At 70.0% G+C, this 15,052-nt stretch carries 10 protein-coding genes; 3 read left to right on the plus strand and 7 right to left on the minus strand.

The genetic code is table 11. The features are described from left to right. Nucleotides 1–71: 71 nt before the first annotated feature. Together ACIGKQ_RS06010 and ACIGKQ_RS06015 are read right to left on the minus strand one after the other, a co-directional pair. Nucleotides 72–1,784, minus strand: a complete 1,713-nt coding sequence (locus ACIGKQ_RS06010; protein ID WP_235725842.1) for a VanW family protein — start codon at nucleotides 1,782–1,784, stop codon at nucleotides 72–74. A gap of 221 nt (nucleotides 1,785–2,005) precedes the next feature. Further along, the gene (locus ACIGKQ_RS06015; RefSeq protein WP_235725850.1) at nucleotides 2,006–3,301 is read right to left on the minus strand and encodes an acetyl-CoA C-acetyltransferase; all 1,296 of its coding nucleotides are present in this window, start codon (nucleotides 3,299–3,301) and stop codon (nucleotides 2,006–2,008) included. 147 nt (nucleotides 3,302–3,448) lie between these two features. Between ACIGKQ_RS06015 and ACIGKQ_RS06020 the strand changes: the two genes are divergently transcribed. Together ACIGKQ_RS06020 and ACIGKQ_RS06025 are read left to right on the plus strand one after the other, a co-directional pair. Continuing rightward, nucleotides 3,449–4,804: a 3-oxoacyl-ACP reductase gene (locus ACIGKQ_RS06020; RefSeq protein ID WP_396572728.1), complete on the plus strand. Its 1,356-nt coding sequence runs from the start codon at nucleotides 3,449–3,451 to the stop codon at nucleotides 4,802–4,804. Then, nucleotides 4,804–5,691 (plus strand): MaoC/PaaZ C-terminal domain-containing protein, encoded by an 888-nt coding sequence (locus ACIGKQ_RS06025; protein WP_396572729.1) that lies wholly within the window; start codon nucleotides 4,804–4,806, stop codon nucleotides 5,689–5,691. Before ACIGKQ_RS06020 ends, ACIGKQ_RS06025 begins: the two co-directional genes overlap by 1 nt. Nucleotides 5,692–5,768: 77 nt before the next feature. Here ACIGKQ_RS06025 and ACIGKQ_RS06030 read toward each other — a convergent pair whose 3' ends face one another. The 5 genes from ACIGKQ_RS06030 to ACIGKQ_RS06050 form a co-directional block, all read right to left on the minus strand. Continuing rightward, nucleotides 5,769–6,350, minus strand: a complete 582-nt coding sequence (locus ACIGKQ_RS06030; RefSeq protein WP_396572730.1) for an SRPBCC domain-containing protein — start codon at nucleotides 6,348–6,350, stop codon at nucleotides 5,769–5,771. 3 nt (nucleotides 6,351–6,353) lie between these two features. Further along, complete coding sequence (locus ACIGKQ_RS06035) at nucleotides 6,354–6,674, minus strand: ArsR/SmtB family transcription factor (protein ID WP_396572731.1); 321 nt, start codon at nucleotides 6,672–6,674, stop codon at nucleotides 6,354–6,356. Nucleotides 6,675–6,944: 270 nt separating this feature from the next. Then, complete coding sequence (locus ACIGKQ_RS06040; RefSeq protein WP_396572732.1) at nucleotides 6,945–7,559, minus strand: TetR/AcrR family transcriptional regulator; 615 nt, start codon at nucleotides 7,557–7,559, stop codon at nucleotides 6,945–6,947. Between the two features lie 67 nt (nucleotides 7,560–7,626). Beyond that, nucleotides 7,627–9,804 carry a LuxR C-terminal-related transcriptional regulator gene (locus tag ACIGKQ_RS06045; protein WP_396572734.1) on the minus strand — a complete coding sequence of 726 codons (2,178 nt, stop codon included), beginning with the start codon at nucleotides 9,802–9,804 and terminating at the stop codon, nucleotides 7,627–7,629. Nucleotides 9,805–9,809: 5 nt separating this feature from the next. Beyond that, nucleotides 9,810–11,552, minus strand: a complete 1,743-nt coding sequence (locus tag ACIGKQ_RS06050) for an Hsp70 family protein (RefSeq protein WP_396572736.1) — start codon at nucleotides 11,550–11,552, stop codon at nucleotides 9,810–9,812. Nucleotides 11,553–11,762: 210 nt separating this feature from the next. Between ACIGKQ_RS06050 and ACIGKQ_RS06055 the strand changes: the two genes are divergently transcribed. Beyond that, nucleotides 11,763–15,023: an IniB N-terminal domain-containing protein gene (locus tag ACIGKQ_RS06055; protein ID WP_396572737.1), complete on the plus strand. Its 3,261-nt coding sequence runs from the start codon at nucleotides 11,763–11,765 to the stop codon at nucleotides 15,021–15,023. The last annotated feature ends 29 nt before the right edge of the window (nucleotides 15,024–15,052 follow it).

Genomic DNA, 15,052 nt, shown 5'->3' on the forward strand with positions numbered 1-15,052 from the left:
AGGCGCCGCCTGGGCGTCGAAATCATCAACGAATTTCCGGCGCGGGACACCAGAGGGGGCGGGGGTTGATCTCAGACGCAGGCGACGTTCGGCGCCGGATCGTATTTCACCGTGCGGGTGTTGCGACTGATCTCGGCGCCGGACGCGGCGTCGCTGATGATGCGGGTGTTCGACGTGGTGAACCCGCGGCTGCCGGTGGAGGCTATGCAGTTGTCGCCTTTGGGCAGCTTCAACGACGGAGGGTCGGTGTAGGCGTACCGCTCGCCCGTGATCGATTCGACATCGACGGTGGTGGTGCTCCACATTCGGACGGTGACGTCGGACGGTGACCAACCGGTCTCGATGTAGATGCCGTGCTTGGTGTTGTTGCGGAACACCAGGTCGATCGCACCTTCGAAGACGGTGGCCTCGCGAGCTTCGGGATACCGGGAGATGTAGTAGCTGTGCTCGGTGTGTGCGACATCCTCGAGACCGGCGAAATAGGCCGCGTTGTAGAGCGTGGTCGCGAACTGGGAGATACCGCCGCCGACCGCTTTGTCGGCGTGCCCGTCGTCGATGATCGTCGACGTGACATAGCCCTGCGCGGTGCCGCGCGGCCCGGTGTAGCCGTTCAGCGAGAACTTCTCGCCGGGCATGACCAGTGCGCCGTCGACCTCGGCGGCGACGAGGCGGATGTTCTCGCCGGATGCGCTGGAGAACCCCGAGGTGGTGAACTCGCTGACCACTTCACGCACGCCGAGTCCGCGTGCCTGCCGGGTGGTCAACTTTGGCTTCACCGGCGCATAGGCGACCTCGACCACCCGCGAGTCCGACACGTCTGCGCCGGTCGCGGTCGCCGCGGTGGAGGCCACGGTCTTGTCCCAGTCGACGCGCGAACCGTCGCGCGACGGCACCACGGTGGGACTGCCGCTGCTCAGTGAGAACGTGGCGTCCACGGCTTTTCGTTCGGTCTCGGCGAGCTCGGGCCGCAACATCTCGGCGCTACGTTTGGGGTCGATCTCGGGTTGCAGTCCGCCACGCCCGTCCGCGACGAATGTCAGCACCGAGCCGAGCTGGGCCGGCGTGACCCGTACTGACACGTCGTCGGCACCATCGAGGGTGACCGGCGCAGCCACCGCGCGGGTGGCAGCACCGGCGACCGTCTGACGGACCACCTCGGCCGACACGGACGGATCGAAGTCCTCTGTGGGCAGGTCGATGGGTTTGTCGTCAAGCCATTCGGTGACCAGCGTCGTCGCCGCCGCATCGCGGGCCACGCGCTTGCCGGCGGCGGGCATGTCTGCGACCGGGGTGGGCACGTCGTCGGTCACCTCGTAGTGCACCCCGCCTTCGACGGCGGCCTTCTCCAGTTCGGGGCGCAGGTCGTCGAGCGTGGCGTCGAAGACCGCGCGGTCGATGGTCACGACCGGTTCCACGGTGTGGGTGCGCCCGAGAATCGCCATCAGCCTGGGCAGCGGACTGCGGGGCTGCTCCATCAATCGGGCTTTGGTGGCCGCGGCGTCGAAGTAGAGGCCGAGATCGTCGGGCGCGACGGTGGCCGATCCGGAATCGGTGCGCAGGCGCACCCGGTGATTCGCTCGTTCGGACAGTCGGTCGACAACTGCCTGGGCCTGCGCATCGGCGAGATTGCCCGCCGGAATGCCGGCGACCACGGCACCGCGCGCGGTGGTGTCATCGGTGAGGACGAGGTCGGTCGCGAGGACGATGCCGAGTGTGGCGGCGATGCCGACCGCGACACGCACCACCGCAAGCACGGCCGGATGTGTGTTCACGGAGACAACCATAAGGAAACGTTGATGGATACGCCGCGTCGAGTGTTCGACTGTCGGGCGCCCCACAAAGTAGGCGCCCCGACCGAGCTGCCGGGTCGGGGGTCTGGCAGCTCAGCCGGAGCTACTCGTATATCTACGCTACTTCGCGCGGCGTTACAGCTTTCCGAGAACTTTTTTTCGGCGAGTGTGACCGGATCGTTGCGCAGGCCTCAATCCGGTCACATCTGCGCTGGTCAGCCCTCGACTATGGCCGTTACGCCCTGGCCGCCGGCCGCACAAATCGAGACGAGCGCACGGCCGCCGCCGTTCTCGCGGATCGTCTTGGCCGCCTGCGCGATGATCCGTCCTCCGGTTGCGGCGAACGGGTGACCGGCGGCCAGCGAGGAGCCGTGCACGTTCAGCTTGGCGCGGTCGATCGCTCCGAGCGCGTTGTCGAGGCCCAGACGCTCCTTGCAGTACTCCTCGGACTCCCACGCCGCGAGGGTGGCCAGCACGACGCTGGCGAAGGCCTCGTGGATCTCGTAGAAGTCGAAATCCTGCAGGGTCAGCCCGTTGCGCTCGAGCAGCCGGGGCACCGCGTAGGTGGGGGCCATCAGCAGACCGTCCGGGCCGTTGACGTAGTCGACGGCCGCGGTCTCGCTGTCGACGAGGTAGGCCTGCACCGGCAGCCCCTTGGCCTCGGCCCATTCGTCGGTGCCCAGCAGCACCGTCGACGCACCGTCGGTCAGCGGGGTGGAGTTGCCCGCGGTCATCGTCGCGTCACCCAACGAGACACCAAAGACCGGCTTGAGCTTGGCGAGCTTCTCCGCGGTGGAATCGCCCCGCAGGTTCTGGTCGCGGGTCAGTCCCAGGAACGGGGTGATCAGGTCGTCGAAGAAGCCGGCATCGTAGGCGGCCGCCATGTTCTGGTGGCTGGCCGCAGCGAGCGCGTCCTGGTCGGCACGCTTGATGCCGAACTCCTTGGCGGTGATGGCGGCGTGCTCCCCCATCGACATGCCGGTGCGCGGTTCACCGTTGCGCGGGATCTCGATGCCCAGTTTCGGCAGCAGCTTCAACGCGTTGAGCAGCTGATCTTTGGTACTGCGTGACCGGTTGACCTGGAGCATCTGCCGCCGCATCGACTCCGAGACACCGATCGGCGCGTCGGAGGTGGTGTCCACGCCGCCGCCCACGGCGACGTCGTAGCGGCCGGCCGCGATGCCGTCGGCCACCGCGACGATGGCCTGCAGGCCGGTGCCGCAGGCCTGCTGGATGTCGAAGGCGGGCGTGTAGGGCGACAGCGCCGACCCGAGGACGCATTCGCGCATGAGATTGAAATCACGTGAATGCTTGAGGACGGCGCCGCCGGCGACCATGCCGAGACGCTCCCCCTGGAGGCTGTAGCGGCTCACCAGGCCATCGAGAGCTGCGGTGAACATCTCCTGATTGCTGACCTCGGCGTAGGTTTTGTCCTGGCGGGCGAACGGAATCCGGTTGCCGCCGAGGATCGCGACCGGGCGCTGAGTGCGGGTCTTGGGTGTCTGAGCCACTTCGATCTCCCAGGGGGTGTAGTTCGATGTCTGTACAGTATTCTTACCCATGAGTAAGTTAGTTGTCGAACGTCGCTTTGCGTGAGCGTCGTCGCACACGGACTTCACCCAACCCGATCTGCCGTCGAAGCACAGAGGAGATCTCCCGTGGCAGCCACTGGCCTGTACTCGAATTTCGTCCATTCCGCACCCGGCTCGTTCCTCGCGAAGCAGGCCGGCCTGCCCGTCCCGCCGACGCTGCGCCGCTACAAGCCATCGGAGCCGCCGCTGCCCGGCCCGGTGCTGCTGGGTGGATCGGGCCGGCTCGTCGAGCCGCTGCGCGAGATGTTGTCGGCACCCGACTACACCCTCATCCAGAACGCCACGTCCGGCCGCAGCGCCGACAAGTACGGCGCGCTGGTGTTCGACGCCACCGGCATCACCTCGCCGTCGGAGTTGCGTCAGCTGTTCGAGTTCTTCGGACCGCAGATGCGTTCGCTGGCGCCCAGCGCGCGACTGCTGGTGCTGGGCACCACCCCGGAGCTCGTGTCCGACCCCAACGAGCACGTCGCCCAGCGCGCGCTCGAGGGCTTCACACGCTCGGTCGGTAAGGAGCTACAGAAGGGCGCGACGGTCCAGCTCGTCTACGTCTCCCCCGACTCCAAGACCGGTCTCACCGGCCTGGAGTCGACGGTGCGGTTCGTGCTGTCGGCGAAGTCGGCGTTCGTCGACGCACAGGTCATCAGGGTCGGCGACGCCGATGCGACCGCACCGAAAGACTGGGATCGTCCACTCGAGGGCAAGGTGGCCGTGGTGACCGGCGCCGCCCGCGGCATCGGCGCCACCATCGCCGAGGTCCTCTCCCGGGACGGCGCCCACGTCATCTGCGCCGACATCCCGGCCGCCGGTGAGGCGCTCGCCGAGACCGCCAACAAGGTCAAGGGCACCTCGTTCCCGCTGGATGTAAGCGCCGACGACGCCGGCGCGAAGCTCGCCGAGCACGCGCTCGAACGTCACGGCGGTATCGACATCATCGTCAACAACGCCGGCATCACCCGCGACAAGCTGCTCGCCAACATGGATGCCGCGCGCTGGGACTCGGTGATCGCGGTCAACCTCATCGCGCCGCAGCAGCTCGTGAACGGACTGATCGAGAAGGGCGCCCTGAAGGAGGGCGGCGCCGTGATCGACGTGTCGTCGATCGCCGGCATCGCCGGCAACCGCGGCCAGACCAACTACGGCGCCTCGAAGGCCGGCGTGATCGGCCTGGTCGACACCTACGCGCCGATCCTCGCCGAGAAGGGCGTCACCATCAATGCGGTCGCCCCGGGCTTCATCGAGACCAAGATGACCGCCGCGATTCCCGTCGCGACCCGCGAGGCCGGCCGCCTGATGAGCTCGCTCCAGCAGGGTGGGCAGACCGTCGACGTCGCCGAAACCGTGGCGTACTTCGCCAACCCGGCGTCGAGCGCCATCACCGGCAACGTGGTCCGCGTGTGCGGCCAGGGATTCCTGGGGGCCTGATGGCCAAGACGATCACACTGTCCAGCGCGCCGGGCACCGCCGAGGTCTACTCGAAAGCCGTCGGTGCGATGCTCCCGGTCATCGGCAAGCCCGCCAAGGTGCGGGCCGACGCCGTCATCCCCGACCGCCACTATCGGTTGGAGAACGTGCGGGTGAACCCGGAGCAGCTGCACGCCTACACCCGGGTCACCGGCCAGCGATTCGGTTCGACACTGCCTATCACCTACCCGTTCGTGCTGCAGTTCCCCCTTGCCATGAAGGTCATGACCGACGGCGACTTCCCGTTCGGCGCAGTCGGTTCGGTGCATCTGGAGAACTCGATCCATCGGGTTCGCCCGATCGGCGTCGACGAACCGCTGACCATCGACACCCATGCGGAGAACCTGCGCGAGCACCGCAAGGGACTGTTGATCGACATGATCTCGGAGATCCGGGTGGGCGCCGAACTGGTGACGACGCAGACCGCGACGTTCCTCAAACAGCAGAGGACCAGCCTGTCCGACGAGCCGCGCGGCCCGGAGCCCAAGCAGTACGCTCCGCCGCCGCCGGATTCGATCCTGTCGGTGGACCTCGGACGTATCCGCCGGTACGCCGAGGCCTCCGGCGACCGCAACCCCATCCACATGGGCAACCTGACCGCGAAGGCGTTCGGCTTTCCGAAGGCCATCGCGCATGGCATGTGGAGTGCCGCAGCCGCGGTGGCCAACGTCGAGGCGCAGCTGCCCGACGACGTCACCTACACGGTGCGCTTCGGCAAGCCGATCCTGTTGCCCGCCAAGGTGAACCTGTACACGCGACGCATCGACGGAAACGGCGCGTTCGACATCTCCGTGCTCGACCGCCGCAAAGGTGCCCCGCACCTGACCGCGACGACCCGCGGCGCCTGACCCGCACGGTTCGTCCCCCGGGTTTCGTCACATCCTCCGAAAGTTTAGAGGGGGTTTGGCGATACCCGGGGGAGGAACTATGACGATTCCGCGAGCAGGGATGCGTAGTGGCCTCGGAGACCGATGACGTCCTGGCGGTCCTCGTGCACAGCGCCTGTCTCCACGAGACTCTGCAGGGCATCCAGGCAGGCGTGCCATCCGGCCGCGGTCCCGGCGTGGCCCATCGGTCCCGGCTCCCCCGGCCAGGTGGTGAACACCAGCCGCGTGCCGTCCGCGGTCGGCTCGAGTTCGAATCGCAACACGTCGGCCTTGCCCTGCGGATTACCCCAGACCAACTCGAATACCTTCGGCGGATCGAACTCACGGATCTCGCCGGGCAGCACCTCGTCGAAATCGAAGCGCGTCGTGTCGACGCCGGCGTCCTCCAACGCCGCCTGACTCTCCGCCGCCTCGTCGGGCCAGAACGGTAGCTGCACCAACGCACCAGCGGCGCGCACCCCGACGATGTCGGCGGGAAACCAGTGCCGCAAGCTGTCCGACTCGGTCAGCGCACTCCAGACCTTCTCCGGCGAATGTGCCAGGTGCCGTTCGTATCTCAAGGACAGTTTGTCGCCGTCGCGTACGACTGTGCCGAATCGGTCGGTCGCCTTCTGGTTCATGCCTCAGTCCTCCTTGTCGGTCTCATCCAGATGCCGTTCCAGGGCATCGAGTCTGTCTGCCCAGATCTCGCGAAACGGAGCAAGCCACGCGTCGAGGTCGCGCAACCCGTGGTCGTCGAGTGTGTAGTAGCGCCGTGGCCCGTCGACGCGGACGCGCACCAACGCCGCCTCGTCCAGCACCCGAAGATGTTTGGACACATTGGGTTGCGAAATACCCAACGCGTCGACGAGTTCACCGACCAGACACTCCCGACTACGCAACAGATCGAGGATGCGCCGACGAGTCGGCTCCCCGATCACCGTGAAAACGTCTCGGTCGACCATGTAGCCAACATGCCATAGTTGGCATATGCCGGTCAAGGCATATAGACAGTTGGGGGTGCCGGTTCGGCGGGCTTCGTGACGCGTCTCCTCCGTTGCCGCTCCTCAGCCAGCGGAGGGAGGTACCTCACCAAGCCTCACCACGGCGGCCGAGAGAACCCTGTTTTGCGTTGAGAGAACCAACCCGGCTGGATTCTCTCGGCACAACTCTGGGTTCTCTCGGCGCAAAACAGGGTTCTCTCGGCGTACGCCGCGGAGAACTCCAACAAGCCGTCAGTCGGCGGCAGCGTCGGCAGTGCCGACCCCCTTCAGACCGCGCCAGGTGATGCCGACGAGTAGGTCGGTGGCGGTTTCGAGGTCCACGTCGCCTTCGGTGATGCGGTCGGCGACAGCTTCACCGGCACCAACCAGGGCGACGGCGGTGAGTTCGAAGTCGATGTCGCGGGCACCCTCGACGGTGGTGCCGGTGCGAATGAGTTCGGTGACCATCTCGGTGACGCGTTTGCGGCTGTCGGAGACGAAATGCGAGAACGTCTGAGTGCCGACGGCGACGCGGTAGAGCACCTTCCACGACTGCCGGTGCTCGTCGACGAAGCGCAGGAATTCCTTGACGACGGTGTAGGCCTGTTCGCGCTGGCGCAGCGACGGGTCGAAGCCGACGCTCATGGCCTCGATGAAGCGAGTGGATTCGCGTTCGATGCAGGCGCTGAACAGCTCGTCCTTGGAACCGTAGTACAGGTACAGCATCGGCTTACTGATCTCCGCCTCGGCGGCGATGGAATCCATCGACGCCTCGCGGTAGCCGTTCTCGGAGAACACCTTGACCGCGGCATCGAGCATCTGCTGTTCCCGCACCGCACGGGGCAACCGCTTGGTACCGCCGGCCATCACCACTCCTCACCACTAGCCCAGATCGCGCGTCGACGCGTTCGGACCATCTTACCCGGGGGTAAGTTCAGCGGTAGCCGACCTCGCGAATTGCGGCCAGGAGTTCCGAGCGGGAACCTGCGTCGAGCCGCCTCCGGATGTTGGCGACATGATGCTCGACGGTCTTCGCCGAGATGAACAGACGCTCACCGATCTCCCGGTAGGTGTATCCCGCCAGCAGCTCACGCGCAACTTCGGCTTCTCGCTCGGTGAGCGGACTGTCGACGACGGGGGCCGGCGCCGACACCGCGGCCGGCACCTCGGGCATGGATGTCTCGCTCCACTGCCAGGCACGATGCCACGCCGTGCCGGAGCCGAGCGCGCCCAGCAGATCGTCGATCGCAGCGCACTGGCGGTGCAATCGGTCGGCGTCGTCGAGGCGGGCGGCACTGCGCCGGCATTCGTCGACGACGATCAGGTCGTGCAGACTCACCTGCATCGTCGACACCGACGGCGCCACCCGCTGCCACCGCGAGGCGAGCGCATCGCGATCATCGGCCCGACGCGCGGCGCCGAGTCCCGCGACGACCGCCCGCAGCCGGGTCGCCGGTGTCAGGTCGTCGAGGTGCGCGGCCGACCCATCGGTGCCGTCGGCCAGCACCGACAGCCAAGACCGCAGCACGTCGCGGTCGCCGGGCGACACGGCCTCGACACCCTCGACCAGTGCTCGCGCACCGTCGAGTTCGCCGCGGCAGAAGGCCAGCGCGAACACCGGCCACACGCACGGCCGCAGCGACTCGGCATCCCCGACCGCCGACCAGGCCGCGATCACCGCATCGCAGGAAGTGCCCCCGTCGCCTGCGTCGAGCAGATAGCCGATGACGGTGTCCTCGGCATGCCGCAGCGTCGACGGTGGTCCGGTGCCGGCGGCGCGCACGGTGTCGGCCCCGCCCCGGTCCCCGACGCCGAGCAGCGCGGTCACCGCAGCGGCGCGATGCACTCCGAGGTGCTCGGTACCCAACCAACCGAACAGCTCGGCGGCATGGCCCGGACGCCCGGCCGCGGTGGCGACCTCGGCGGCCACGGCGACGGTGTCGGCAACCTCCGGCCCCGGCTCGCAGCCGGACTGCAGCACCTCGTCGAGCAACGCGGCCGCCCCGACCACGTCGCCGGTGTCGAGGATCAGTCGCGCGCGATGCGGACGCAGCATCGTCGGCGCTCCCCCACCCCGTTCGGCGGTCGCCAACAGCGCCGCGGCACGCTCGGGTGGCGCCTCGTCAGCGGCCGCACGCAGAGTGTCGACGATGACCGTGCCGGTGAGGCCGGCCTCCACGGCGCGGACCGCATCGTCGGCGGTCAGGTTGCCGGTGTCTAGGACGGTCTGCGCGACCCGTCGGCGCAGCACACCGAGACGCACCTCGCCGACGACGGCCCGCAGCGTGTCGATCAGTTCGGGCAGTGGCCGGTCACAGGCCCCCAGCAGGCCGGTGCCGCGGGCACGGTCGACGGCATCCCCGGCATCGCGCGGTTCGAGCTCCAGGATCGTCGACACCGAGTGTGGATCGAGTGCGGCGCCCACAGCGGCCACCGCCAGCACGTCGAGCGCGTCGTCGTCGAGGTCACCGAGCAGCTGGTGATGCCAGTCGCGTGCGATGCGGGTCGCGACGGCGACCGGGTCGAGTTCGGTGAGCGCATCGGGGTCCTCGATGTCCTCGCCACGCACGGCCTCGAGCGCGACGTCGATCAGGGCGCTCGCGCCGCAGCACCGTCGACGGATGTGGGAGGCCTCGGTCGGGGTGAGGGACACGCCGAGTTCGACGGCCCGGTCGATCACGTCGCCGGTGGACATCGCGGGTCGTTCGAGTTCCATCCCGCTGCGTCGGGCCCGTGCGATGAGGGCGGGGAGCTCTCGGCCGCGGCGACGTTTCTGGGTGGCGCCGACCAGAGCGATCTGTCCGCGCTCGAGGCGTGCGGCGAGGTCGGCCACCACGTCGCTCGGCCAGGTGTGCAGGTCGTCGGCGATCACCACCGGGCGGGTGCCGGCGCTCGTCGACGCTCCAGCCGGTCCCACCACGACGTGCGCGCCCGCGTCCCGCAGGCGGTGCTCGACCGTCGCCAGCAGTCCTGATCGGCCGGTGCCGGGCGGACCGACGATGAGCGCACAGTCTCCGGCACCGCTACCGAGCCGTTCGACGACGTCGTCGATCCAATCGCGGGCCGCGGTCGCCGACCGCCGGTGTGCCGCATCTGCCGTCTCCACCGACATCGGCGCTACCGGCCGAGGCACAGCAGGTCGGTGACACCGCACACGGTGTCGCCGGCGCCGCCGACGATCTCGCCGGGCAGCTGGGTCAACCCGCCACCGCCGGAGCCACCGCCATTACCGCCACCGCCGGAACCGCCGCCGGTCCCCGAGTCCGCCGGGAACTCTGGTGGCGGGCTCGGCGCGGGCGGGTTGGGGCTGGGATTCTGACTACCCGGAGAACCGGTCCCCGGAGCCTGGGTGCCAGGGGTCTGAGTGCCCGGGGCCTGGGTACCGGGCACTTGAGTGCCCGGAGCCTGGGTTCGAGGGGCCTGCGTGCCCGGCGCCTGAGTGCCCGGCGCGGTGGGCGTGCCCGGCTGATCGGCCGCGGTGGTGCCCGGCGCCGTCGTGGTGGCACCCGACGCACCGTTGCGACTCTCGAGTTGTTCGACCTGCAGCCCGGCCGTGCCGCCGGCCGGTGATGTCCGACTCGAGGGTCCCTCGGTGACCGCGGCCCCGGCCGGCGCGGGTGTGGCCGGTTCCGAATGCCCGACGAGGCCGGTACCCACCGACAGCCCGGTCGCGGTGATGACCGCCAGCGCCGCTGTGCCGACGGCCACCAACGTGCCCCGTCGACGGCGACTGAGCCGGGGTTCGGGTTCGCCGACCGGCAGTGCCGGCGCCGGGATGATGCCGCGCACCGGCGGCTCGGCCGGTTGCACCGCGGTCGCGGCGGCGTCGACCGGCAGGACGGCGGTGGACTCCGCCGACACGCGGGATTCCAACAGGATGGCCCCGGCTGCCGGGGCGGTGATCGGGTCTGGGTCCACCACCACGGGGGTCCGCGCGGCGGTCGAGAGCAGCTCGGCCACGAGTGGGATCGCCGCACCACCGCCGGTGGCGACGATCGCGCTCACCTGGGTGGGCTCGACGTCGGCGGCGATGAGTGCCTCACGGATCAGCGCGGCCGATTCCAGGATCGGGGCGCGCAACAGATTCTCGACGTCCTCACGCACCAGCCGCGCCTCGGTGTGCACCGAGGCGACCGCGACGTCGACGACGGTGTCGGTGTCCACCGACAGCGTCTCTTTCGCGGCGCGGCAGTCCGCGCGCAGACGTTCCAGGTCGTCGAGCACCGTCGGATCGGCCATGGTGGTGGCCGCCGCGCCGAGCGCCGACGCGGCACCGGTCACGTCGAGGACCTCGGCGAGCAGCAGGCGATCGAACTCGCGACCGCTGACCGCCGACGACGTCAGCGGCTGCCCGATCACCTCGGGATTGTCGCCGGCCCGTACCACCGACACCGTCAGCGCCGAGGCGCCCAGATCGTGGCAGACCACCAGCGAATCGTCGGCGAACGAGCCGTGCGCATGTTCGGCGGCGGCGACCGCGGCGGCGGACGTGGACTGCCAGCCCACCTCCAGGCCGGTCGGCTCGAGGCGGTCGTCGACGCTGCGTCGCGCCGCATCGAGCGCGTCGGCGCTCCAGCTGTCGGGGTAGGCGATCGCCAGCCGCGCTGACGACACGTCGGCGACCTCGTCGGCCACCGCCTGCACCATGGCGACAACCGCCTCGGCGAACAGGTCCGCGGCAGCGATCGGGTCGCCGTCGGCGTCCACGAGCGCGACGGGGTCACCGACCCGATCGAGGAAATCGTCGCGGCCGACGAGTCCGGTCGTCTCACGCGTGATCGTCGCTTCCCACGCGGCGTCGGTCGCCACCGTCGCCACGCACGTGTCGGCGCCGATCTTGACACCGATTCCGAGGGTCATCACCCACACTCCTGTCCTCGCACCCGGATCGGAGTCGACAGTTCCGACATCACCCGTTGCCGGTGATGGCCCTGGTCTCCAACGGTGCGCTTGCTGAGTGTGTCGCGCTCAGAGGGCCTTTCGTTAGCTCTACGCAGAGAATGGGGACAAAACCCCGAGGGTGCCCCGGGGCCCGCCGAAGAACCCGGGATTTTCCCCGATGCGGCGCCGGTGACGGTGTCCCTACCGTCGGATTCACGACACGAGATCACCTTGGTCTCGTCCGACGAGGGGACGATCCTGATGGCCACCAACGCCGTACTCGACTTCATTCTCGGCCTGCTGCGCGACGACGAATCGATTGCCGCGTACTGCCGCAACCCGCAGGCCTCGCTCGACGCGGCCGGCCTGCACGGGGTGACTCCGGCTGACATCTCGGCCGCCGCGCCGCTCATCGCCGACGCCGGTCTGGTGTCGGCGGGTGCCGGCATCGGGGCGATCACCGGCGCCGGCGCAGCGCTGGGCGGCGGGGCCGGATTCGGTGGCGGAGCTGCCGGCGGTGCCCTCGGAGGGGTGGGCATCGGCGGTGGCGCTGCCGGTGGGGGCGGGGTCGGCCTGGGCGGTGTCGGGACCGGCGACATCGGACTCGGCGGCGGCTCGATGGGCGGTGTCGATCTCGGCGGTCTCGGTTTCGGGTTGGGAGGTTTCGACCTCGGATCCTTCACCGTCGGTGACATCGACTTCGGGTCGGCGCTCGGTGGCATCGGGCTCGGCGCGATCGACCTGTCCGGATTCCAGGTGAGCGATCTGGATCTGGGCGGCATCGCGTTCGGCGATCTCGACCTCGCCGGACAACTCGCGGTGATGCTGGGCGCCACCCTGTCGGCCGGGCTGGCGGCGGGCGGTACGGTGGCCGCCCAGTTCGGCGGCACCATCGGTGCGGCGCTGGACACCATGCTCGCCGGCGGGATGTCGGCGGCGGCGGGTATCGGCGGGCAGGCTGCGGCGGCGCTGTCTGCAGCGCTGGGGGCCGAGGGCGCACTCGTCGGCCAGTTCGCCACCGCACTGGATGCCGCGCTCGAAGCGGGCGGCGGTCTGGCCGGTGCCGTGAGTGGCGGACTGTCCGGGGCGTTGAGTGCCGGTCTGGAACTCGGCGGTGCGGCCGCCGGCGCATTCGGCGCGACCCTCGGCGGCCTGGTGGGCGCCGGGATCGGCGCGGGCGCCGGACTCGGTGCCGAACTGGCAACCGCATTGTCGGCGGGGCTCGGCGCCGGTGGCGCAGTCTCCGCGGTGTTGTCCGGAGCGTTGGGCCTCGACGCCGCGCTGGCCTCCGAACTCTCGGCCGCATTCGCCGGGACCCTGGCCGCGGCCGGTGGTGTGGAAGCCGCGCTGAGCGGACTGCTCGACGCGCAGGCCATCAGCGAACTGTCCGGTGAGCTGGGCGCCACCCTCAGCGGTGGGTTGGCCGCCGGACTCGGTGCCGGCGGCGCGGTCGCCGCCGAACTGGGTACCGCGGTCACCGCGGTGCTGTCGGCGAGCGCGGCGGCCGTCGGCGGGATCGCGTTGACCGGCGGCGCCGGACTCGGTGCGGTGATGGGTGGTGCCGTCGCCGCCGCGCTCGGTGTCGGCGGCGGAGCCGAAGCCGGGTTGTCGGCTGCCCTCGACGCCGCGCTCGGCGCAGGCCTGGAGTCGGTGATCTCCGCAGGTGGTGACCTCGAAGGGGCCGTCGGGGCCGCCTTGTCGTCGACGCTGGCCGCGGGTGGCGACGTCGCCGCCGACCTCGGGGCAGCGCTCGGCGGGGCGTTGGGCATCGCGCTCGACGGTGGCCTGGAACTCGACGGACTCTCCGCAGGCGCCGCCCTCGACGGACTCCTCAACGCGGGTGCCGGGCTGGACACCTCGCTGTCGACCGTGCTGTCCGGGGCGCTGGGCGCCGGCGGCGAGGTGGGCGCCGACCTCGGCGGCGCGCTGGCGGGCGCGCTGGGCGCCGGCGGCGTGCTCGGCGCGGACCTGACGGGACTGCTCGACGGTGGCCTGACCGGCGATCTGTCGGCGGGGCTCGCCGCGGTCGGCGGTGCCGGTGGCGACATCGCCGCCGCCTTGGGCACCTCCCTGGGCGGCATGCTGGACGGCGCCGTCGGCGTCGACGGTCTGCTGTCGGCCGCATCCGGCGTCAGCATCGGACAGCTCCTCGCCGCCGACCTGGGCACCGCGCTCGGTGTCGACGGCGCACTCGTCACCAACCTCGGCAACTCACTGGACGCCGCGCTCGGCGGCTCGCTGTCCGGCGCGTTGGGCGGGGAGGTCTTCACCGGCACCACGGCCGAGCTCGGAGGGGCACTGTCGTCGGCGCTCGGCGCCGGCGGTGAGGTGGCCGCAGGGCTCGGCGGTTCGTTGGGGGCGGTGCTCGGTGCGGCGTACTCGGGGGATCTGGGTTCGGAGTTGACCGGGCAACTCAACGCCGGCACCGACCTCACCACCGCGGTCACCTCGACACTGGGTACCGCACTGGACCTCGACGCCTCGGCCGCCGACGGCATCACCGCCACCCTCGACTCGAGCCTGCACTCCGTCGGCGGTCTGGGCGGATTGGTGACCGGTGAGATCGATGCGATCGCGAACCCGACGCTCGCACTCACCGACACCGGGTTGTCGGCGACCGGACCGCTCTCGGTCGGCGGTTCGCTGGCATCGACCGGACTGCTCGGCGACGACCTGTCGCTGACCGGCGACTCCGGCGTCACAGGGGCCCTCACCGGCGGTCTGGACAGCGGACTCGGGCTCACCAGTGGGCTGGGTCTGGACAGCGGGCTGGGTCTGGACAGCGACTCGGGGCTGGCCGGTGGTGCCGGTCTGGCCGGTTCGGCTGCCGGCGCGGTGGACCAGACCGTGCAGGGCGCCGGCGTCGATCTGGGTCTGTCCGGTGACGGCTCGGCATCCGGCGGCGGCGAACTCGGTGGCGCCCTGACCGGGGGCACCGGCCTGACCGACGGTCTCGGTTTGCAGAGTGGCCTGGATCTGCCGGGCGGTTCCGCAGACGGCGGACTCGACGTCGGCGGTGTCACCGATGCCGCGGGTCAGGTCACGGGTGGACTCGACAGCACGGTCGGCGGCGGGCTGGATGCGGCGGGCCAGGTGACCGGCGGACTCGACAGCACCGTCGGTGGCGGCCTGGATGCGGCGCTCGGAGGCCCCGCGGCCTCGCTGAGCGGTGGTGCGGACGGCTCGGCCGACGCGTCGGCCTCGGCGGCCGGTGGAGCGGAGGCATCGGGCGGTGCCGACGCCGACAGTTCGCTGACCGGTTCGGCTACGAGCGCCGCGGATGGCGCGCTGTCCGGAACCGTCGACACCGCATCCGGGTTGACCTCGGATCTGTCCGGCGGACTCACCGGCGGACTGACCAGCGGGCTGTCCGGTGGACTCGGCGGAGACACAGATGCGGGCGTGACCGACACGGATACGTCCGACCACGACGGGTTGCTCGGCAACTGATCCCACGCCATCCCGCGACACGCACCGTC

The sequence above is a fragment of the Gordonia sp. NPDC062954 genome (assembly GCF_044543825.1).
GTDB classification, from domain to species: Bacteria; Actinomycetota; Actinomycetes; order Mycobacteriales; family Mycobacteriaceae; genus Gordonia; species Gordonia tangerina.